The following is a 20,318-nucleotide window of genomic DNA, read 5'->3' as shown; positions in this document are numbered from 1 at the left end:
GGGATCAATAATCTCGATTTGCGCCCGGCTATTCGATAGCACATGCTGTCGCCAATCGCGTGGCTGAACGGCCGCGCTATTATGTTGTGACAAATTTAAACCTGAGGGGAATATCAATATGAGAAGCCTCAAGACTTCTATTTTCGGCGCTGTAGCTGCAGCCGCGCTGATCTCTGCTTCCGCCGCGCCGGCGTCGGCAACGGAATGCGGAACCGACGACAAGATCACCATTGCCGAAATGACCTGGCTATCGGCGAGCACGCTCGCCCACGTTACCCAGAAAATCCTCGCCGATGGTTATGGCTGCAACGCCGAAGTGGTGCCGGGCGACACGGTTCCGACCGCGACCTCGATGCTGACCAAGGGCGAGCCGACCATTGCCCCGGAGATGTGGGTGTCCACCGCCCAGGCGATCTGGGACAAGATGATGGACAAGGGCAACGTCTATAAGGCCGGCGACATCTTCGGCAGCGGCGGCGAGGAAGGCTGGTGGATTCCGGACTACACCGCCAAGGAGCATCCGGAAATCAAGTCGATCAGCGACCTGAAGGATAACTGGGAGCTGTTCGCCGACGTCGCCAACCCCGACAAGGGCCGGCTCTATGGCTGTCCTCCGGGCTGGGGCTGCGAGATCATCACCAACAATCTCTTCAAGGCCCTCGACCTCGGCGAGACCTACGAGCTGTTCTCGCCCGGTTCCGGCGCCAACCTGAAGGCCTCGATCGCCCGCCAGGTGACCCGCAAGAAGCCGATGGTCGCCTACTACTGGGGTCCGACCGCCGTCATCGGCAAGTACAACCTCGTGCGTCTCGACATGCCCGAGCATGATGCCGACAAGTTCAAGTGCCTGACCGACAAGAACTGCGCCGATCCGCAGGTCACCGGCTGGGCCGTCGGCGAGGTTGCCGTGGCGGCGACCACCGAGCTCAAGGAAAAGGCGCCTGCCGTCGCGGAATTCCTGTCCAAGATGCAGGTTCCGAACGACGACATCTCCAAGGTCCTGGCCTGGGGCGACGAGAACAAGGCCTCGCCGGCCGACACCGCCGCCTATTTCCTCAAGAACAACGAGGACATCTGGACCGCGTGGGTTCCGGAAGACGTGGCCGCCAAGGTCAAGGAATCGCTTTGAGCGGTTCCGGCGTTGTCGAACGCTAAAATCTGATAAGGGGGCGGGCGCCCTTTTTCGCGCCCGTCCCTTTTTGCTTTCCCGGCCGCCCGCGCAGCGTCCTGCAGCGCCTTCCCATCGCGGCCCGATACCGATCCATCCAGACCACCCCACGGGAGCCGCGACATGGCGGAGAACTTTCCAGAACTCATCGACACGCGGGCGTTGCGTATCGGCATTGACGACGGTTTCAACTGGGTCGTCGCCAACTATGGCGAGGCCCTGGAAATAGCGTTCCTGCCGGTCCTGCGCATGCTGACGGAGACCGAGCGGTTCCTGCAATGGCTGCCCTGGTACGTCGTGCTGCTGGCGCTGTGCGCCCTGACCTTCGTGACGACGAGAAGCTGGAAGGCAGCCGTCGGCGTTGCCGCGATGCTGTTCCTGATCGGCCTTACCGGCATGTGGGACGCGGCGATGGCGACCATCGCCCTGATGCTGATCTCCACCCTTCTTGCCGTCATCCTCGGCATACCGATCGGCATAGCCATGTCGCGGTCGGACACCTTGCAGGCGATCTCGCTGCCGGTGCTCGACATCATGCAGACGATGCCGATCTTCGTTTACCTGATCCCGTTCGTGATGCTGTTCGGCCCGGGCAAGATCCCGGCGCTGCTCGCCACCATCGTGTTCGCGATCCCGCCCGTCATCCGGCTGACCAATCTCGGCATTCGCCAGGTCGATGCGGAGGTCATCGAGGCGGTGACCGCGTTCGGTGCGACGCCGCGCCAACGCCTGTTCACCGCGCAGATCCCGCTCGCCCTGCCGACGATCATGGCCGGCGTCAACCAGACCACGATGATGGCGCTGTCGATGGTGGTGATCGCCTCCATGATCGGCGCCGGCGGCCTCGGCTACCAGGTGCTTCAGGGCATCCAGCGGCTGGAGGTGAGCCGCGGCCTGCTCGCCGGCCTTGGCATCGTGTTCCTGGCCATCATCTTCGACCGCATCGCCCAGGCCTATGGGCGACGGTCGCAACAGCATCTGAATCTCGGGGACTGAGCCGATGACCGACGAACAGAACATCAAGATAAAGGTCGACAGCATCTGCAAGGTGTTCGGGGAAGACCCGGAATCGGTGATGGACCTCGTGCACCAGGGAATCAGCAAGAGCGATCTCCTGGAGCAGACCGGACACGTCATCGGCATCCGCGATGTCAGCCTCGACATCGCCGGCGGCCAGACCTTCGTCATCATGGGCCTGTCCGGTTCCGGCAAGTCGACGCTGATCCGTCACTTCAACCGGCTGATCGAGCCGACGGCCGGGCACATTCTGGTCGACGGCGTCGACGTGGTCGGCATGAACCAGCGCGAGTTGAAGGAATTCCGGCGCTCCAAGGTGTCGATGGTGTTCCAGCGCTTCGCCCTGTTGCCGCATAAGACCGTGCTCGACAATGTCAGCTACGGCCTCTTCATTTCCGGCATGAACCGGAAGAAGGCTTACGACCACGCCATGGAGCAGATCAGCCTGGTCGGCCTCGACGGCTTCGAGAACCACTATCCGACCCAACTTTCCGGCGGCATGCAGCAGCGCGTGGGCCTTGCCCGGGCGCTCGCCACCGATGCCGAGGTGCTGCTGATGGACGAGGCGTTCAGCGCACTAGACCCGTTGATCCGCAACGATATGCAGTCCCAGCTAAAGGAACTGCAGGCGCGGCTGCACAAGACCATCGTCTTCATCACCCACGACCTCGACGAGGCGCTGAGGATCGGCGACAAGATCGCCATCCTCAAGGACGGCGAACTGCGCCAGGTCGGCACCGGCACGCAGATCATGCTGCATCCGGCCGACGACTACGTCGAACGGTTCGTGCGCGACGTCAACCGCTCGCGGGTGCTGACCATCGGCTCCATCGCCGAGCCGGTCGACGGGGCCCTGGAAGGGCTTCCGGCCGACACGCCCCGGATCCGCGAAGACACCATGCTCGACGAGGGGTTCCGGGCACTTGCCACCGGATCGGGCACCGCCATCGTCGTCGACGAGGCGGCGCGCCCGGTCGGCGTGGTAACGCCGAAAACCCTGCTTGAGGCGCTGGCGGGGTAATGGGAACGCCCGGCCGCGGTGCCGGGCGACCGCTCAGTCGAAGTCGTGCAGATCCTCGTGCAGGCCCTCGATGCGCTGCAGGCGCGCCCGGGCCTTGGCGCCGAGCCGGTTGAAGACGGCAACGGCGAGGAAGTGCAGCAGCGACATCGCCGAGGCATAGCGGTCGAAGACATCGCGGCCGCGCACCGCGCAGGGGATCGTCCAGGTCGCGTGCGGCGAGGGCTTTGCCGTCCTGTCGGTGATGTAGAGCAGTTTCGCGCCCGCCTTGCCGGCAGCCGCCATCGCCTGGCGCATCTCGTCGACCCGACGACGGAAGCCGAGGACGATGAGGATGTCGTCCGGGGTCAGGCCGGCGATCTCCTCGGCCAGCGTTTCGCCCGGCGAGGGCAGGAGATAGACCTCGTCGCGGCCGATCAGGAACTGCTGGCGGGCATAGCCGGCGAGATAGTGGCCGTTGCGGTAGCCGAGGAAGAACACCCGGCGGGCCCGGCAGATGGCGCCGACGATTTCCCCGAAAACGTCCGATTGCAGGGTTTCCAGCGTCAGCGTGATATTGCGCGTGTCCTGGTCGATCTGGGTCTGGACGCGGCTGCCGAAACTGTCGGCCGGCGCCTCGCGCGACAACAGGTAGAGCGGTGAGCCCCAGGTCTGGCCGTCGCGGGCGGCGCGCCGCGCCTCCTCGAAATTGGCAAAGCCGAGACGGCGGACCAGCCGCGTCACCGCAGCCTTGGAGCCGCCGGACAGGCCGGCCAGTTCCGTCGCACTGTAGGCGGCGACCTCGCCGGGCGATTCCAGGATCAGATCGGCAATCCGGCGCTCGCTTTCCGGCAGGTCTTCGTAGTGGGCGCGGATGCGGCCTTCCAGCGACGAGGTCACCGGCGCCATGGGATCCGCGCCCGATCCATCGCCGTCGCCAAAACCTGTGCGTGTATCGGACATGGTCGATTCCCGCTGACGTTCCGACTCGTTAGACTATACTAAAATTCCAGTTTCAAAAGCCCTTGACGATCTGAAATTTCGGTTTCAGAGTAGTGGCAACGATAAAACACACCGCCACATCCAATTGTCGAAGAGGGGCATCCTTTGCAGGATCTGGCACGGCATGCGATCGGCCTCAGCCGGCGGCTCAACTGGTTTGTCGAGCGGCTCTGCGTCGGCCTTCTCATCCTCCTGGTGCTCGATGTCTGGCTCGGCGTGCTGGTGCGCTACGTGCTGCCGTCGAACTGGACCTTTACCGAGGAACTAGCCCGCTACCTGATGATCTGGATGGCGTTGCTCGCCGTCTCCAGCGGCATCTCGCACCGCGAGCATATCGGCATGCTGGTCATCTTCGAGCGCTTTCCGCCGCTGGTGCGCAAGCTGCTCGCCATCGCCTTCGACGTCATCGCCTTCGCCTTCTTCGCCGTCATCTTCATCTACGGCATCGGCTTCGTGGAGCGCGGCTTCTCAAGGCTCACCATGATCTACGAGATGCCGAAGGCCTATCCGTTCATCGGCGTGCCGCTGGCTGCCGGACTGGCCTGCATCCAGCTCTGCCTCGTTGCGATCCACGACTTCTTTGCGTCCGACGTCCATGCGGCCGCCGACCGGGCGGAGATCTGATCATGCTCGTCGTTGCCGCAACCTTTTTCATCCTCCTCTTCCTCGGCATGCCGGTCGGCTTTGTGCTCGGCGTCGCCGGTCTCGTCGGCATCTTCGAGATGGGCGGCGGGCGCTTCCTGATGATGGCGCCGGACCGCATGTTCGCCGGGCTGGACCTGTTCCCGTTCCTCGCCATGCCGTTCTTCATCCTGGCCGGCGAGATCATGAATCGCTCCGGCATCACCATGCATCTGGTGCGCTTCGCCGATGCGCTGGTCGGCTGGCTGCGCGGCGGGGCGGCCCATTCCAACATGGTTGCCTCGGTGATGTTCGCCGGCATCACGGGCGCGGCGACCGCCGATGCCGCCGCCTTCGGCAACACGCTGGTGCCGGCGATGGTCAAGCAGGGCTATACCAAGCCGTTCGCCTGCGCGGTCACGGCCGCCGGCTCGATCATCGGCCCGACCATTCCGCCGTCCACCCTGATGGTCATCTACGGCTCGATCATGGGCGTGTCGATCGCGGGCCTCTTCGCCGCCGGCATCGTCCCCGGGCTCCTCATCTGCGCCATCTGCATGGCGATCATCGCGGCGCTGGGCAAACGCCTCAACCTGCCGAAGCGCGAGGGCGGGCCGCAGCTCATGCCGATCCTTCGCGCCTTCAGGGAGAGCTTCCTGGCGCTGGTGCTGCCGATCTTCATCCTTGGCTCGATCCTCGGCGGCATCGCGACGCCGACCGAGGCCGCGTCGATTGCCGTCTTCTACGCCCTCATCGTCGGCGGCCTCGTCTATCGCGGGCTCACCTGGCACGACCTTTACGACATGTGCGTCAGGACCACCCGGATCACCGGCGTCATTTTCCTGATCATCGCCTCGGCCTCGATCCTCGGCTGGTGGATGACCTTCAACCAGATCCCCCAGGCCGTCGCCGAGGGCTTCCTGGTGCTCTCCAACGACCCGAACATGATCATCGGCATGATCATCGCGCTTCTCTTGTTCATCGGCCTCTTCATGGACATCAACGCGACGCTGATCATCCTTGCCCCGGTGCTGGCGCCGCTGACGGCCGAGATCGGCATGGACCCTGTGCATGCCGGCATCATGATCATCCTCGCCCTCAACATCTCGCTGATGACGCCGCCGGTCGGCGCCTGCCTGTTCGTTCTCGCCTCCGTCACCAAGGAGAAGATCGAGAACATCGCCAAGTCGCTGTGGCCGTTCCTCATCGGCGAGGTGCTTGTGCTTTTCGTCATCGCCTACTGGGAGGGGCTGACGCTGGCCGTTCCCAGATGGTTGGGGCTCTAGCCCCGTCCTCCAGCCGCCGTATCATTGGCGGCAAATGCCTCCAACTGCCAACCCGAAAGAGGTAATAAAATGAGTATCTTCCAGAAAATCGCGAGCACCGCTGCGGCGACCGTCGCGGCCGCATCGATCGCCGGCAGCGCGCTTGCGGCCGACATCACCATCCGCGTCGGACATCTCAACCCGGCCGATCCGTTCGAGAGCCATTCCGGTGCCATGGCGGCGATCTTCAAGTCGCTGGTGGAGTCGGCCTCCGGCGGCGACATCGAGGTCAAGATCTATCCGAATGGCCAGCTCGGCAAGGACAACGAGGTCATCCAGCAGGTCCGCGATGGCATCGTGGAGTCGACCATCTCGTCGGCCGGCGGCATCGCCCAGCATTATCCGCTGGTCGGCATCTTCGACATTCCGTTTGCCTTCCCGAACATTGCGGTCGCCAGCCGGGTGATGGATCAGCGCAGCGAGTTCGGCAAGAAGTTCTGCGGCGACCTGGAGGCCAAGACCGGGCTGAAGGTGCTCGGCATGATCGATTCCGGCGGCTTCTTTGCCTTTACCAACTCCAAGCGGCCGATCAAGACCGTCGAGGACATGGACGGCCTTAAGATCCGAACCATGACCCTGCCGACCCACAAGGCGATGGTGGATTCGCTCGGCGCGCAGGCCACCCCGCTGCCCTGGGCCGAGGTCTATACCTCGCTGCAGACCGGCGTTGCCGACGGCGAGATGAACCCGATCCCGATCATCGCCTTTGCCAAGTTCGACGAGGTCCAGAAATACCTGTCGATCACCAACCACGTGATCACCCCCTACATCTGGACCATGAACAAGGACTTCTACGACAGCCTCAGCCCGGAGCACCAGAAGATCGTCGACTGGGCCTCGGAAGTGGCGACGGAATCCGGCCGCGGCGTCTCGCGCGTCATCGAGGCTTCCGATCGCGGTCTGCCGAAGCTGGCCAAGAACATGGAAGTCAACGTCGTCACGCCGGAAGAGCAGAAGAAGTTCGCCGCCGCCGCGCAGCCGGCCGTGCGCGAGCTGATCGCCGAAAAGCTCGGCGCCGAGGGCACCGAGATGCTGGACGCCATGATGGAGGCCATCGAAAAGGCGGAGTAACGCTTTTCAGCTCCAGGGCGGGACCGGGGGGCGGCGTCCCCGGTCCCGTCTGTTCCCGAACGCCCCGAAAACTCCAAACGTCAAACGCCCAAGAACCAGAAAAACCGGCTCCCATGACACTTGCCTTTCCAAAGCTCCCGTTCGAGCTGATCGACAATCCCGGCGCGGACCCGAGTGCCGCCTATGGCGACCGGCAGGCCGCCGTCCTCAATGCCGAAGGCCTCGCGGAAGCCCGGCGCTGCATCACCGCCTGGCCCGGCTATGCGCCGACGCCGCTGGTCGAGCTTGCCGGCCTTGCCCGCGAGCTCGGCATCGCCAGGCTTTCCTACAAGCAGGAGGGCGCACGCTTCGGCCTGAAAAGCTTCAAGCCGCTCGGCGGCGCCTTTGCCGTTGAGCGCTGCCTGATCCGCGCGGTTGCCGAGGCGACCGGAGAGGCCGACGTCGATCCGGCCCGCATTCTCGATGGCACCCATGCGGATATTGTCTCCAGGGTCACCGTGACGGCCGCGACCGACGGCAACCACGGGCGCTCCGTTGCCTGGGGCTCCCGCATGTTCGGCTGCCGCTGCGTCATCTTCATCAACGAGGCGGTCTCGGCTGCCCGCGAAAACGCCATCGCCGATCTCGGCGCCGAGGTGCGGCGCCTCAAGGGCAGCTACGACGACGCCGTCCGCCATGCCTTCAAGACCGCGCGCGAGGAAGGCTGGACCGTCATTCCCGACACCAGCGACAGCGACATCGTTACGGCACCGCGCGACGTCATGCAGGGCTATGCGCTGCTCGCCGACGAACTCTTCGAGCAGCTCGACGCAGCCCCGACCCATCTCTTCCTGCAAGCGGGCGTTGGCGGCATGGCCGCGGCCGTTGCCGCGGAATTCTGGCGGCGTTCCGACGCCGCGCGGCCGATGACGATCCTCGTCGAACCGAAGCAGGCGGCGTGCTGGTTCAAGAGCCTTGAAGCCGGGGAACCGACGTCGGTCACCGGCGACATCGACTCCTTCATGGGCGGGTTGTCCTGCGGCGAATGCTCGGCGCTCGCCTGGGAGATCCTACGGCCGGGCGCCCATGCGGCGATGATTGTCGACGACGAAGCGGCGAAAGAAACCATGCGGCTGCTGGCCAACGGCGTTGCCGGCGATCCGCCGGTGGTCGGCGGGGAATCCGGCGTTGCCGGCCTTGCCGCTCTGATCACGGCGGCCACCGATCCCGGCGCCAGAGAAAAACTCAAGCTCGACGAAGAATCCCGCGTCGTCGTCATCGGCAGCGAGGGGGCCGTCGACGAGGCGGTTTTCCGCGATGTGGTCGGCAGGGCATCCGATGAGGTGGCGGCATGATTACCAACCATAGGATCGATCTCGACCGGCTGATGGGCCGGATCAGGGCGCTCGGCGAGGTCGGTTCGCTGCCGGGCGGCGGCGTCTGCCGGCTCGCCCTCAGCGATGCCGACAAGGCGGGGCGCGACCTCGTCAGCGGCTGGATGCGCGATGCCGGCCTTGCCGTCACCGTCGATGCCATCGGCAACGTCGTCGGGTCACGCAAGGGCGAGACGGACGGGCCGATGGTGCTCGTCGGCTCGCATATCGACACCGTGGCGACCGGCGGGCTCTATGACGGCAATCTCGGTGTGCTCGCCGGGCTGGAAGTCATCGACGTCCTCAACGACCTCGGCCTCACGACCCACCATCCGGTCGGCGTCGCCTTCTTCACCAATGAGGAGGGCGCGCGCTTTGCGCCCGACATGATGGGCAGCGGCGTCCACCAGGGAGCGCTATCTCTGGAGACTTGCCTTGCCACCGCCGGCATCGATGGGGCCACCGTCGGCGAAGAGCTGCAGCGCATCGGCTATGCCGGCGAGACGCCGGCGGGCTCTGTTACCCCGCGCGCGTATTTCGAGCTCCATGTGGAGCAGGGGCCGGTGCTGGAGGAGGCGGGCATCGCCATTGGTGCCGTCACCGGGGTGCAGGGCATCTCCTGGACCGAGTACACCGTCGCCGGCGTTTCCAACCATGCCGGCACGACGCCGATGCGGCTGCGCCACGACGCCGGCTACGTGGCGGCGGAGATCGCCGTCGAAGCGCGCCGGATCGCCCGCGACATCGGCGGCGATCAGGTGGCAACGGCCGGGGCCATCGAGCTCGATCCGGGCCTCGTCAATGTCATCGCACGCTCCGCGCGGATCACGGTCGATCTGCGCAACACCGACGACCTCCTCCTGCGCGAAGCCGAGGCGCAGATGGCGGCGCGGGTCGTGGAGCTGGAAAAGAGCGAGGGCGTGACGATCGCGGCGCGCAGCCTCGCCCGCTTTGCACCCGTCGGCTTCGACGAGGCGTTCGTGTCGTTGGTCGCGGAAACGGCGCAAAAGCTCGGCCATACGGCCATGCGCATGCCGTCCGGTGCCGGGCACGACGCGCAGATGTTCGCGCCGAACTGTCCGACGGCGATGGTCTTCGTGCCCTCGGCCGGCGGCATCAGCCACAATGTGGAAGAATACACCGCACCGGACGAGATCGCGGCGGGCGCCAATGTGCTCCTGCAGATGGTCCTTTCGGCGGCGGGGAGGTGAGGGCATGTCCCGTATCGTAAACGTCGCCGCCGCCCAGATGGGGCCGATCGCCCTCGACGAGCCGCGCTCCTCCGCCGTCTCCCGGATGATGGCGCTGCTTCGCGAGGCCAAGGACGAGCACGCGGATCTTGTCGTCTTTCCGGAGCTGGCGCTCACCACCTTCTTTCCGCGCTGGTACATGGTGACCGATGCCGAGATCGAGCGCTTCTTCGAACGCGGCATGCCGAACCCGGACGTCCAGCCGCTGTTCGACCTCGCCCGCGAGCTCTCCATCGGCTTCAATCTCGGCTATGCCGAACTGACGCCGGACGGCCAGCGCTTCAACACCGCGATCCTCGTCGACAAGGCAGGTCAGATCGTCGGCAAATACCGCAAGGTGCATCTGCCCGGCCATTTCGACAACGAACCCTGGCGGCCGTTCCAGCACCTGGAAAAGCGCTATTTCGAGACCGGCAATCTCGGTTTTCCCGTGGTCGAGGCGTTCGGCGGCAAGGTCGGCATGTGCATCTGCAACGACCGCCGCTGGCCGGAGACCTACCGGGTCATGGGCCTGAAGGGCGCGGAGATGATCGTGCTCGGCTACAACACGCCGCTGCACTATCCGCCGGCGCCGGAGCACGACTATCTGCAGGACTTCCACAACCGCCTCGTCATGCAGGCCGGGGCCTACCAGAACGGCACCTGGGTCGTCGGCGTTGCCAAGGCCGGCCGCGAGGAGGGATGCGACCTCATCGGCGGAACCTGCATCATCGCGCCGACCGGCGAGGTGGTTGCCGAATGCGCCGGCCTTGAGGACGAGGTCGTCGTTGCCCCGTGCGACCTCGACAGGTGCCAGGAAATCAGGTCCAACGTCTTCAACTTCGCGCTCCACCGGGAGCCGGAAAACTATCAGCTGATCACCGCGACCAAGGGCGCGGTCTCCGGAGACACCAAATGAGCCTCGGGCTGGAACGCGACATCATCGATCAGGCCGCCTACGACAAGAACCTGCAACACCTGCGCGGCGCCGGCGTCACCCTGCCGAAGATCGCCGACCTTGCCGACCCGCCGGCGCGGCTGGCAGGCAAGATGGCCGAGATCGCCGGCATCGATCCGGACACGCCCGCAGCGGAGAACCTTTTCCGTGTCCACTGGCACAACGATGCCGGCCGACGCGGACTTGCGCCTGTCCCCGATCACGTTGTGCTCGGCCCGGAACTGACGGGGGTTGAGGCGAAGATCGTCGTTGCCCTCGGCAACCGCTTTCCGATGATCCATGCCCACAAGGTGCTCGCCGCCTATGGCTGCCTGGTGCCGCGGCTCCTTTCGGGAAAATTCGATGCCGGCAAGCACCGCGCCGTCTGGCCCTCGACAGGCAACTACTGCCGCGGCGGCGTCGCCATCTCGCGCATCCTCGGCTGCCGCTCCGTCGCCGTCTTACCGGAGGGGATGAGCAAGGAGCGGTTCCGCTGGCTGGAGGAGTGGACGGCGGACCCGGCCGACATCATCCGCACGCCGGGAACGGAGAGCAACGTCAAGGAGATCTACGACGCCTGCCACGAGCTGGCGAAGGACGACGAGAACATCATCTTCAACCAGTTCTCCGAGTTCGGGAATTATATTGTCCATCGGGCGGTGACCGGGCCGGCGCTGGCGCGGACCTTCGCGGCGGTGGGTGAGGGGCTGAGGCCCCGTGCGTTCGTCTCGGCGTCAGGCTCGGCGGGGACACTCGCCGCCGGCGATTTTCTGAAAGCCGAACTCGGCACCGACATCTGCGTGGTGGAGGCGACCGAATGCCCGACGCTGCTCTACAACGGTTATGGCGAGCACAACATCCAGGGCATCGGCGACAAGCACGTGCCGCTGATCCACAACATCATGAACACCGATTTTGTCATCGGCGTTTCCGACCGGGCAACGGACAATCTGAATCTCGTCTTCAACACCACGGCGGGACGCGACTACCTGCGCCAGCGCACCGGGCTTTCCCAGGAGGCGCTTTCCGGTCTCGGCGATCTCGGCCTCTCCTCCATCGCCAACATCCTCGGCGCCGTCAAATACGCCAAATATATGGGGCTCGGGCCGGACGACGCGGTGCTGACGGTGGCCACCGACGGGGCGGCGATGTACGAGACCGAACTCGCCATGGCCGAGGAAAAGGTGCCGGGCGGGCGCTTCGAAGCGCTCGATGCGGCGGAAGCCTATGGTCGCTACATGCTGGGCGCGGCCACCGATCACACGATGGAACTCGGCCGCTTCGACCGCGAGCGGATCTTCAATCTCGGCTACTACACCTGGGTCGAGCAGCAGGGCGTCTCGCTCGCCGATTTTGATGTCCGCCGCGACCAGGGGTTCTGGAACGGGCTGATGGACCTCGTCGGCATCTGGGACGGCATGATCGAGGCCTTCAACAAGGCCTGACCGGAAGCAATTCGATAAGTGCGTAGAACGAATCATCCGTTCTACGCATTATTTTCTTTACGGTATTTCTAAGCAGCGGTTTTCTCGAGCGTGCCTTCCGGCACCAATTCCCTGGCCAGCAGGCGGAATTCGCCCGCGCGCAGGGATGCGGCGCGCCAGATCAGGCCGATGCCGCGCGACGGCGCGCCGTCCAACGGCCGCAGCACGATGTCGGTGCCCTCGGCGATGTGGCTGTCGATGGCAAGCTGCGGCAGCAGGGTGACGCCGATGCCGGCCGCGATCATCTGCACCAGCGTGTAAAGGCTCGTCGATTCGAACTGGGAGCGGCGCCGGCGCTCGCCGATCTGGCAGGCGGACAGTGCGTGGCCGCGCAGGCAGTGGCCGTCTTCAAGCAATAGCAGCGGTTCGGCCTCAAGGTCGTCCTGGGTGATGTGCGCCTTGTCGGCCAGCCGGTGGCCCGCCGGTACGGCGAGCCTGAAAATGTCGTCGAAGAGCGGCTCGGCGATCAGCCCCTCAATATCATAGGGCAGGGCAATGACGGCGGCGTCGAGGTCGCCGCGCTTCAGCCGGGCGATCAGGTCGTCGGTCTGCTCCTCGCGCAGGAACAGCCGCAAATCCGGATATTTGCGCCTGAGGTCCGGCAGCACCCGCGGCAAGAGGTACGGCCCGACGGTCGGAATGACGCCGAGACGCAGGTCGCCGGAAAGCGGCTTCTTCTCCGCCGCGGCGACCGCCATGATCTCCCCGGCATCCCTCAACAGCGACCTGCTGCGGGCGGCGATCTCGCGGCCGAGCGGCGTCATCCGCACGCTGCGCTTCGTGCGTTCGGCGAGCGGGATGCCGAGCACCGTTTCCAGGTCCTTGATGCCGGCGCTCAGCGTCGAGGGCGTGACGCTGCACTCCTCCGCGGCATGGCCGAAATGCTCCGTATCGGCCAGGGCGACGAGATATTCGAGCTGCTTCAGGGTCGGCAGGATACGCATGTGGGCAGCCTCTCATAATTCGGAAAATCCGAATACTAACTCCATCATATATCGTTTCACTTTAGCAAATGCGAATACTATTTTTCGATCAACGGCCAACGGGGCCGCAGACACCAAAAAGGAGCGCAACATGGAACAGACCATCGACATCGGCATCAAATCGGAAGATCGCAGCGCCATCGCGGACGGCTTGGCGCGGCTGTTGGCCGACACTTACACCCTCTATCTGAAGACGCACAATTTCCACTGGAACGTCACCGGCCCGATGTTCAACACGCTGCACACCATGTTCGAGGAGCAGTACATGGAACTGGCGACGGCCGTCGACGAGATCGCGGAGCGCATTCGCGCCCTCGGCGTCCACGCTCCGGGCTCCTACAAGCAGTTCGCGGATCTGACCTCGCTCAGCGAGGAGACCAGCGTGCCGGACGCCAAGGAGATGATCGCGCAACTCGTCAAGGACCAGGAAGCGGTGGTGCGCACCGCGCGCAGCGTCTTCCCGACGGCCGAGGCCGCCAATGACGAGCCGACCGCCGACCTCCTCACCCAGCGCATGCAGATCCACGAAAAGACCGCGTGGATGCTGCGCTCCATGATCGCCTGATCCCCCGCAAAACCCCACGGCCCCGAGCGCAGTTCCTGACGGGGCCGACGGATCGGAGGGGATGAAGCGGACGTTTCGGGACAGCGCTCTCCCGGTGCTTCCGCCGCCGCCTCGGCGGCCCATCCCTTCCAAGCTGCCCGGAGCCCCCTCGCTCCGGGCAGCATTCTTGAGCGGCTTGTCGAGCTACCTGCCCGATGAGCGGGAAACGCCTGGCCGGACCTCCCCCTCCCCGTTCCGGTCGGGCGTTTTTTGCGGTCGAAAGCGGGTCTTCAGAGCCGCGCGACCTTGGCGCGGCGGGTGCGGCGCCATATGTTGGCCCCGTGGCGGCGTCCTCCTTCCTTCCCTGCCGCCCGCCGACGGAGATTTCCATGCAGCTCGTCATTTTCGATTGCGACGGCGTCCTGATCGATTCCGAAGCGGTATCGATCGCCTGCGAGGCCGAGGCCTACAACAAGGTCGGCCTCGACATCAGCGAACCGGAGTTCGCGGTGCGCTTCGCCGGCCTGCCGCACGAGCGCATCAAGGAACTGGTGGAGGAAGAACTCGGCCGGCCGCTGCCGGAGGATTTCGAGGACGAGAAATACCGCGTCTTCCACGAGCGCATGGCCCTGGAACTGAACGTCATCGAGGGCGCGCACGAGGTGCTCGATGCCATCGATTATGCGCGCTGCGTCTGCTCCAACTCCAGCATGTGGCACCTGAAGACCTATCTCGGAAAGTTCGACCTCTACGACCGCTTCCGGCCCTATATCTTCTCCGCGCCGGAGGTTCGCGAGGGCCGCACCAAGCCGGAGCCGGACGTCTTCCTGCACGCGGCCGAGGAGCTCGACGTCGACCCGGCCGAATGCTTCGTCATCGAGGACTCCGCCTTCGGCGTCATGGGCGCGAAAACGGCCGGCATGCGCGTCATCGGCTTCGTCGGCGCCAGCCACACCTGGCTCGGCCATTCCGACGCGCTGATGGAGGCGGGCGCCGAGACGGTTGTGCGGCGCCTCGCCGAGATCCCGGCGACGCTGGAGGCGCTGGAGCATTGGCGCGAGCCGGTGGCGTAGGGCCGTCGCCAATGGCGGGCGATCCGCCCTGGATTGCTTCGCTGCGCTCGCAATGACGATTCTCTCAACTATTTCAACGTCATTGCGAGGAGGCCGCAAGGCCGACGCGGCAATCCAGTGGCGCTGGCGACGGACTATGGCCGCCCGTCGCCCATCCCCTCAATTCCCGGCAGATTCGATTTTAACGCCCGCTTCCTCGCGCTCCTTCAAAAGATTGTCGAGCCAGTCCGGGTCCATCTCCGGCACGGACGACAGCAGCAGGTCCGTGTAGGCGTGGTGCGGGGGGCGGAACATTTCGCTCTTGGGGCCGGCCTCGACCACCTTGCCTTCCTTCATGACCACCACCTCGTCGGCGATCGCCTTTACGGTCGCCAGGTCGTGGGTGATGAACATGTAGGCGAGGTTGAAGTCGTCCTGGAGCTTGGCGAGCAGCTTCAGGATGCCCTCGGCGACCAACTGGTCGAGGGCGCTCGTCACCTCGTCGCAGATGATGAATTCCGGCTCGGCGGCGAGCGCGCGGGCGATGCCGATGCGCTGCTTCTGGCCGCCGGAGAGTTCGGCCGGCAGGCGGTCGATGAAGTCGTCCGGCTCCAGCTCGATCTGGTCGAGGAGGGCTCGGATGCGCTCCTCCTTCTTCTTGCCCTTGAGGCCGAGATAGAACTCGATCGGCCGGCCGACGATATCGCGGATGCGCTGCTTCGGGTTCAGCGCGGTATCGGCCATCTGGTAGATCATCTGGATCTGGCGCAGATGGTCCCAACTGCGCTTGCGGTAGTCGGCGGCCAGTTCCTCGCCGTTGAACAGGATAGTTCCCTCGGTTGGCGGCAACAGCCCGGTGATGCAGCGCGCCGCGGTCGATTTGCCGGAGCCGGATTCGCCGACGACGGCGACCGTGCGGCCGCGATGGATGTCGAAGCTGACGTCGTGGAGGACGGTGAGGGTGCCGTAGGCGGCGGTGACGTGGTCGACGGAAACGACCGGCGTCTCCTCCGGCGGGGCGAGGGGCTTTTCCGGTCGCTTGAAGGACCGCACGGCCCACAGCGACTTGGTGTACTCCTCCTGCGGCTCGGCCAGCATGGTGCGGGTGTCGGCCTCCTCGACCGGATCGCCCTTCAGGAGCACCAGGATGCGGTCGGCCATCTGGGCGACGACCGCAAGGTCGTGGGTGATGTAGATGGCGGCCGTGCCGAACTGCTCCACCGCATCGCGGATCGCCGCCAGCACCTCGATCTGGGTAGTGACGTCGAGGGCGGTGGTCGGCTCGTCGAAGATGATGAGGTCGGGCCGGCAGGACATGGCCATCGCCGTCATCGCGCGCTGCAACTGGCCGCCGGAGACCTGGTGCGGATAGCGGAACCCGATATCCTCCGGGTCGGGGAGCTGGATGCGCCGGAAAAGGTCGATGGCGTCGTGCTCGGCCTCGGACCGGGACATGACGTGGTGGTGGACGGCGGACTCCGTGCACTGGTCGATGAGCCGGTGGGCCGGGTTGAAGCTGGCCGCCGCCGACTGTGCCACATAGGCGATGCGCTTGCCGCGCAGGGCCCGGCGGGTACGCACGCTCGACCTGGTTAGCTCGATGCCGTCGAAGGTGACGGTGCCGCCGGAAATGCGGCAGCCGTCGCGGGTGAAGCCCATGGCGGCAAGGCCGATGGTCGACTTGCCGGCGCCGGATTCGCCGATCAGGCCGAGGACCTCGCCGCGGTGCAGGTCGAGGTCGACGCCATGGACGATCTCGCTCCAGACCTCTTCGGAACGGCCCTCGATCTTCAGGCCGCGGATCGACAACAGGATTTCGTCGGTATCAGCCATGGTCTCAGTCCTTCAGTCCGGAGGAACGGTGCAGCATCCAGTCGACGACGAAATTGACGGCGACGGTCAGCAGCGCGATGGCGGCCGCCGGCATCAGCGGCGTCGGGTCGCCGAAGGTGATCAGGGTGGCGTTGTCGCGGACCATGGAGCCCCAGTCGGCGGTCGGCGGCTGGATGCCGAGGCCGAGGAAGGAGAGCGCCGAGATGGTCAGGAACACGAAGCAGAACCTGAGCCCGAATTCGGCGATCAGCGGCGCCGTGATGTTGGGCAGGATCTCGCGCCGGATCAGCCAGCCAAGGCCTTCGCCGCGCAGCTTGGCCGCCTCCACATAGTCCATCACCACCACATTCATGGCGACAGCGCGGGACAGGCGATACACCCGCGTGGAATCGAGAACGGCAATGACCAGGATCAGGTTGACGACGTTCGTTCCGACGATGGTCAGAAGCAGCAGCGCGAAGATGAGCTGGGGAATCGCCATCAGCACGTCGACGGCGCGGGAAAAGATCTGGTCGATCCAGCCGCCGAGGGTGGAGGCGAGCAGCCCCATCGCACCGCCGAGGAAGAAGGCGAGCAACGTGGTCAGGAAGGCGATGCCGACGGTGTTGCGGGCCGCGAAGATGAGCCGGGAGAGCATGTCGCGGCCGAGGCTGTCGGTGCCGAGATAGTAGGGCGCTCCCCAGGGCTCGTATTCGCTGGCGACGATGGCGGTCTCGGAGAACGGCGCAAAGACCGGGGCAAGCACCGCCAGCATCACGTAGATGAAGATGACGACCATGCCGAACCAGGCGGTGAGCGGTGCCGTCTTCAGGATATAGGCGTAGTCGGACGGGGCGACGACGACCGCGACGCGCTTGACGATCCACGCGGCGATGGTGAGGACGACGATGAGGCCGAGGCCGTAAAGGGCGAAGGAGCCGATGGTCATGTCACCCTCACTTCTTGTGCAACAGCCGCGGATTGGTGGCTATGGAGAGCACGTCCGCGATCAGGTTGAAGAGGATGTAGACGACGGCAAAGATCAGGCAGCAGGCCTGCACGACGGTGATGTCGCGCTTGGAAACGGAATCGACCAGGAGCTGGCCGAGGCCGGGATAGACGAAGACCACCTCGACGACGACGACGCCGGTGATGAGGTACGCCATGTTGAGCGCGATGACGTTGATGATCGGCGCCAGGGCGTTGGGCAGGGCGTGTTTCAGGATGACGACCCGGGGCGGCAGGCCCTTGAGGCGCGCCATCTCGATATAGGGCGCAGCCAGCAGGTTGATGATCGCCGCCCGCGTCATGCGCATCATGTGGGCGGTGACGACCAACGTCAGGGTCAGCGCCGGCAGGAACATGCGGATCAGTCGGTCCCAGAGCGGCGTCGACTCGTTGATGTTGGCGATCGAGGGAAAGACCCCGGCATGGACGGAAAGCCATAGGATGAGAATGTAGGCGACGAAGAATTCGGGAAACGAGATCGACGACAGGGTGAAGATGTTGATGCTGCGGTCGAACCAGGTGTTTCGGTAGAGCGCCGCGAGCAGGCCGAGACCGACCGCCAGCGGGATCGCGATCACCGCGGCGTAGGCGGCCAGTAGCAGCGTGTTGGCAAGGCGGGTGCCGATCAGCTCGGCGATTTCCCGACCATTGGCGAGGGATTTGCCGAAGTCGCCGGTGGCCGCGCCGCCGAGCCATTCCATGTAGCGGACGATTGCGGGCTTATCGAGGCCGAGTTCGTGGCGGAAGGCGGCAACCGTCTCCGGCGTTGCACTCTGGCCGAGGATCTCCTGGGCGAGGTCGCCGGGCAGGAGCTCGACGGCCGAGAAGATGATGACCGAGACGACGAAGAGGGTGAAAAGCCCCAGTCCCAGCCTTTGAAGGATCATTTTCAGGATCAGTTGCATGGGCGATCGTTTCCCGATGGAAGGGCGGCGAGGGGCCGCGACAAGGCCTTCGGATGCGTTGTATCCGGCGCGGCGTCCGCGGCAAGGAACGGTTTCGGCGTGACGAACCGGGAAGCCAGGTCAACAAAACGATGATGTCGCAGAACGCAAATGGTACTCGGCCTCAAGTTTTTTCTGACGCATGCACAAGTCGTTCTTTTGTCGACCTAAATTGTGCCGCTCCCCGTTCCGGGATCACGCATCGGCGATGACATGGTCGCGCGGCCGCTCAACTTGGAGCGCCTGCTGCGGCAGTCATCCCAGCCATAAAAAGACGTGACCCCGTTGCCGGAAGGTTTCCGGTGCGGCCAAGCATAGACAGTGCAATGCGCTCCGTCCACCCGCAGCAGCGGTCCTGTCGATGGCGCGGCAGGGCATCACCCCGCGGGCCTTGCGGCGCCGGCTACCGCTTTTTGCGGTTTTCTGATGAAGTTTTTGTCATTTATGCGGAGTACGGGTTTTCTATTAGGGGGGCAATCTGCCAAAGTGTGACGTGCGTCAACACGGCTCCGTAAACGCAATCCTATGTTTCAATGGTCGGGACGACAGACCGATATAACCGAAAGGAGCGAATGGAAATGCACAAGTATCTCAAGACCATCGCTGCCGCGGCCCTGGCGCTCGGTGCCGTTGCTCTGGCACAGCCTGCCACCGCCGCCATGTCCGGTGCCGCCGGTAGCGCGGTCGGGACCGCCACCGACGGTGTCGGCCAGAAGAACACCACCAAGGTGCGCCACTACCGCCGCCGCAGCCGCCGGCATTACCGTCGGTGGAGCCGTCGCCGCCACTATCGTCGGCGCAGCTATCGGCACTATCGCCGGTGGAGCCGTCCGCGGCACTACCGTCGCTACAGCCGCGGTCGCCGGTACCACATCCGTCCGCGCAGCCGCTACTACTGGCGGTAAGCCGGACGGTACGGGCCGGGGCGCCCTTGGCGGGTAGTCCCACAGCGCCACGGCCCGCAACACCGGCCAAAAAGAAGGCGGCCTCCCGGGGGATCGGGAGGCCGCTTTTGGTTGCGTCCATGGGGCGGAACGCCGGTGGGGCGCTCCGCCTTTCCGTCAGGGGGCGGACTTAACGCCGTCGCTCCCTTGTCCATGGTGGCCGGCTTACGCCCGGCCCCAGGCCTCGTTGCCGTTGCCGTTATCGGGCGCGGGCTTGTCGTTGCTTGCGGCCGGATGCTCCGACGATCCACCGGCATTGCGGCGGCGCTCGTCCATGAACTGGTCGAATTCGGCCTTGTCCTTGGCCTTGCGCAGGCGCTCCAGGAAGGCGATGAACTCGTCCTGCTCTTCCTCCAGGCGGCGTAGGGTCTCCTCGCGGTACTCGTCAAAGGCGGCGTTGCCGCTCGAGGCGCGGCGCATGTCGCTCTTCCACCAGTTGCGGCGACCCGCCCCGTCCATGTTGTGCCAGCGTCCGCGGTTCTTCGAACATCCCATTCGTCCACTCCATATGACATAGGCCAACAAGGCGAGGCCGAGCGGCCAGAAGATGATGAACGCCAGGACCGTCAGGGCGATCCAGGCCGGCTTTCCGTATTCGTCCACTCTTGCTGCCAGTTCCATTTCGTCCTCATGCTCATGTAAATGTTATTTACATTAACTTATGTGGACGAAATCGGCCGCGGTTTCAAGTGGGGGATCGTGAAAAATCGGTAAGGTGGTGCGGGCGAGGGGTGGCGGCGGACAATGCGGGGCCGTTAGCGGTGCACCCGGTACGGTGCCGACGGCGGCAACGGCGCGCCTCATATCGTCAGGTGGGGAGGTTCGCCG

19 protein-coding genes are annotated in these 20,318 nt (G+C 65.0%); 13 read left to right on the top strand and 6 right to left on the bottom strand.

Annotated elements, in window-relative coordinates:
- Window positions 1-118: 118 nt before the first annotated feature.
- The 3 genes from CH339_RS13820 to CH339_RS13810 all read left to right on the top strand — a co-directional run bounded on the left by CH339_RS13820 (window position 119) and on the right by CH339_RS13810 (window position 3,206).
- On the top strand, window positions 119-1,129 hold the full coding sequence (locus tag CH339_RS13820; protein ID WP_111434947.1) for an ABC transporter substrate-binding protein: 1,011 nt from the start codon (window positions 119-121) through the stop codon (window positions 1,127-1,129).
- A gap of 162 nt (window positions 1,130-1,291) precedes the next feature.
- Window positions 1,292-2,164 (top strand): ABC transporter permease, encoded by an 873-nt coding sequence (locus tag CH339_RS13815; RefSeq protein WP_111434946.1) that lies wholly within the window; start codon window positions 1,292-1,294, stop codon window positions 2,162-2,164.
- Between the two features lie 4 nt (window positions 2,165-2,168).
- On the top strand, window positions 2,169-3,206 hold the full coding sequence (locus CH339_RS13810; RefSeq protein WP_111434945.1) for a quaternary amine ABC transporter ATP-binding protein: 1,038 nt from the start codon (window positions 2,169-2,171) through the stop codon (window positions 3,204-3,206).
- 33 nt (window positions 3,207-3,239) lie between these two features.
- On the opposite strand, the gene CH339_RS13805 is transcribed toward CH339_RS13810, so the two are convergent.
- The gene (locus CH339_RS13805; RefSeq protein WP_111434944.1) at window positions 3,240-4,145 is read right to left on the bottom strand and encodes a MurR/RpiR family transcriptional regulator; all 906 of its coding nucleotides are present in this window, start codon (window positions 4,143-4,145) and stop codon (window positions 3,240-3,242) included.
- A 144-nt stretch (window positions 4,146-4,289) separates the two neighbouring features.
- Between CH339_RS13805 and CH339_RS13800 the strand changes: the two genes are divergently transcribed.
- The 7 genes from CH339_RS13800 (at window position 4,290) to CH339_RS13770 (ending at window position 12,164) form a co-directional block, all read left to right on the top strand.
- Window positions 4,290-4,808, top strand: a complete 519-nt coding sequence (locus CH339_RS13800) for a TRAP transporter small permease (RefSeq protein WP_111434943.1) — start codon at window positions 4,290-4,292, stop codon at window positions 4,806-4,808.
- Window positions 4,809-4,810: 2 nt separating this feature from the next.
- Window positions 4,811-6,091, top strand: a complete 1,281-nt coding sequence (locus tag CH339_RS13795; protein ID WP_111434942.1) for a TRAP transporter large permease — start codon at window positions 4,811-4,813, stop codon at window positions 6,089-6,091.
- Between the two features lie 69 nt (window positions 6,092-6,160).
- The gene (locus CH339_RS13790) at window positions 6,161-7,201 is read left to right on the top strand and encodes a TRAP transporter substrate-binding protein (protein ID WP_111434941.1); all 1,041 of its coding nucleotides are present in this window, start codon (window positions 6,161-6,163) and stop codon (window positions 7,199-7,201) included.
- A gap of 113 nt (window positions 7,202-7,314) precedes the next feature.
- Entirely contained in the window at window positions 7,315-8,535 is a 1,221-nt protein-coding gene (locus CH339_RS13785) for a diaminopropionate ammonia-lyase (protein ID WP_111434940.1), read from the top strand.
- Window positions 8,532-9,764: a M20 family metallo-hydrolase gene (locus tag CH339_RS13780; RefSeq protein ID WP_111434939.1), complete on the top strand. Its 1,233-nt coding sequence runs from the start codon at window positions 8,532-8,534 to the stop codon at window positions 9,762-9,764. The genes CH339_RS13785 and CH339_RS13780 overlap by 4 nt, the downstream gene beginning before the upstream one ends.
- A 4-nt stretch (window positions 9,765-9,768) precedes the next feature.
- The gene (locus CH339_RS13775; protein ID WP_111434938.1) at window positions 9,769-10,701 is read left to right on the top strand and encodes an N-carbamoyl-D-amino-acid hydrolase; all 933 of its coding nucleotides are present in this window, start codon (window positions 9,769-9,771) and stop codon (window positions 10,699-10,701) included.
- Complete coding sequence (locus CH339_RS13770; protein ID WP_111434937.1) at window positions 10,698-12,164, top strand: pyridoxal-phosphate dependent enzyme; 1,467 nt, start codon at window positions 10,698-10,700, stop codon at window positions 12,162-12,164. The genes CH339_RS13775 and CH339_RS13770 overlap by 4 nt, the downstream gene beginning before the upstream one ends.
- A gap of 68 nt (window positions 12,165-12,232) precedes the next feature.
- On the opposite strand, the gene CH339_RS13765 is transcribed toward CH339_RS13770, so the two are convergent.
- On the bottom strand, window positions 12,233-13,147 hold the full coding sequence (locus tag CH339_RS13765; RefSeq protein WP_111434936.1) for a hydrogen peroxide-inducible genes activator: 915 nt from the start codon (window positions 13,145-13,147) through the stop codon (window positions 12,233-12,235).
- Between the two features lie 130 nt (window positions 13,148-13,277).
- On the opposite strand from CH339_RS13765, the gene CH339_RS13760 reads away from it, so the two are divergent.
- Both CH339_RS13760 and CH339_RS13755 read left to right on the top strand, forming a co-directional pair.
- On the top strand, window positions 13,278-13,751 hold the full coding sequence (locus CH339_RS13760) for a Dps family protein (RefSeq protein ID WP_111434935.1): 474 nt from the start codon (window positions 13,278-13,280) through the stop codon (window positions 13,749-13,751).
- Between the two features lie 368 nt (window positions 13,752-14,119).
- On the top strand, window positions 14,120-14,803 hold the full coding sequence (locus CH339_RS13755) for an HAD family hydrolase (protein WP_111434934.1): 684 nt from the start codon (window positions 14,120-14,122) through the stop codon (window positions 14,801-14,803).
- Window positions 14,804-14,962: 159 nt separating this feature from the next.
- Here the strand turns inward: CH339_RS13755 and CH339_RS13750 are convergent, their stop codons facing one another.
- Genes CH339_RS13750 through CH339_RS13740 form a run of 3 tightly spaced genes read right to left on the bottom strand, consistent with a single transcriptional unit; the run spans window position 14,963 to window position 18,507 of the window.
- Window positions 14,963-16,615, bottom strand: coding sequence for an ABC transporter ATP-binding protein (locus CH339_RS13750; protein ID WP_111434933.1), 1,653 nt, complete (start codon window positions 16,613-16,615; stop codon window positions 14,963-14,965).
- 4 nt (window positions 16,616-16,619) lie between these two features.
- Window positions 16,620-17,543, bottom strand: coding sequence for an ABC transporter permease (locus CH339_RS13745; protein WP_170138525.1), 924 nt, complete (start codon window positions 17,541-17,543; stop codon window positions 16,620-16,622).
- A 7-nt stretch (window positions 17,544-17,550) separates the two neighbouring features.
- Window positions 17,551-18,507 (bottom strand): ABC transporter permease, encoded by a 957-nt coding sequence (locus CH339_RS13740; RefSeq protein WP_111434932.1) that lies wholly within the window; start codon window positions 18,505-18,507, stop codon window positions 17,551-17,553.
- 617 nt (window positions 18,508-19,124) lie between these two features.
- Between CH339_RS13740 and CH339_RS24340 the strand changes: the two genes are divergently transcribed.
- Window positions 19,125-19,451, top strand: a complete 327-nt coding sequence (locus tag CH339_RS24340) for a hypothetical protein (protein WP_146610177.1) — start codon at window positions 19,125-19,127, stop codon at window positions 19,449-19,451.
- A gap of 204 nt (window positions 19,452-19,655) precedes the next feature.
- On the opposite strand, the gene CH339_RS13735 is transcribed toward CH339_RS24340, so the two are convergent.
- Complete coding sequence (locus CH339_RS13735; RefSeq protein ID WP_111434931.1) at window positions 19,656-20,111, bottom strand: DUF2852 domain-containing protein; 456 nt, start codon at window positions 20,109-20,111, stop codon at window positions 19,656-19,658.
- Between the last annotated feature and the right edge of the window lie 207 nt (window positions 20,112-20,318).

The organism is Rhodobium orientis (assembly GCF_003258835.1).
Taxonomy (GTDB): domain Bacteria; phylum Pseudomonadota; class Alphaproteobacteria; order Rhizobiales; family Rhodobiaceae; genus Rhodobium; species Rhodobium orientis.
The sequence above is the reverse complement of the archived record's forward strand: the minus strand, read 5'-3'. Positions and strand labels throughout refer to the sequence as shown.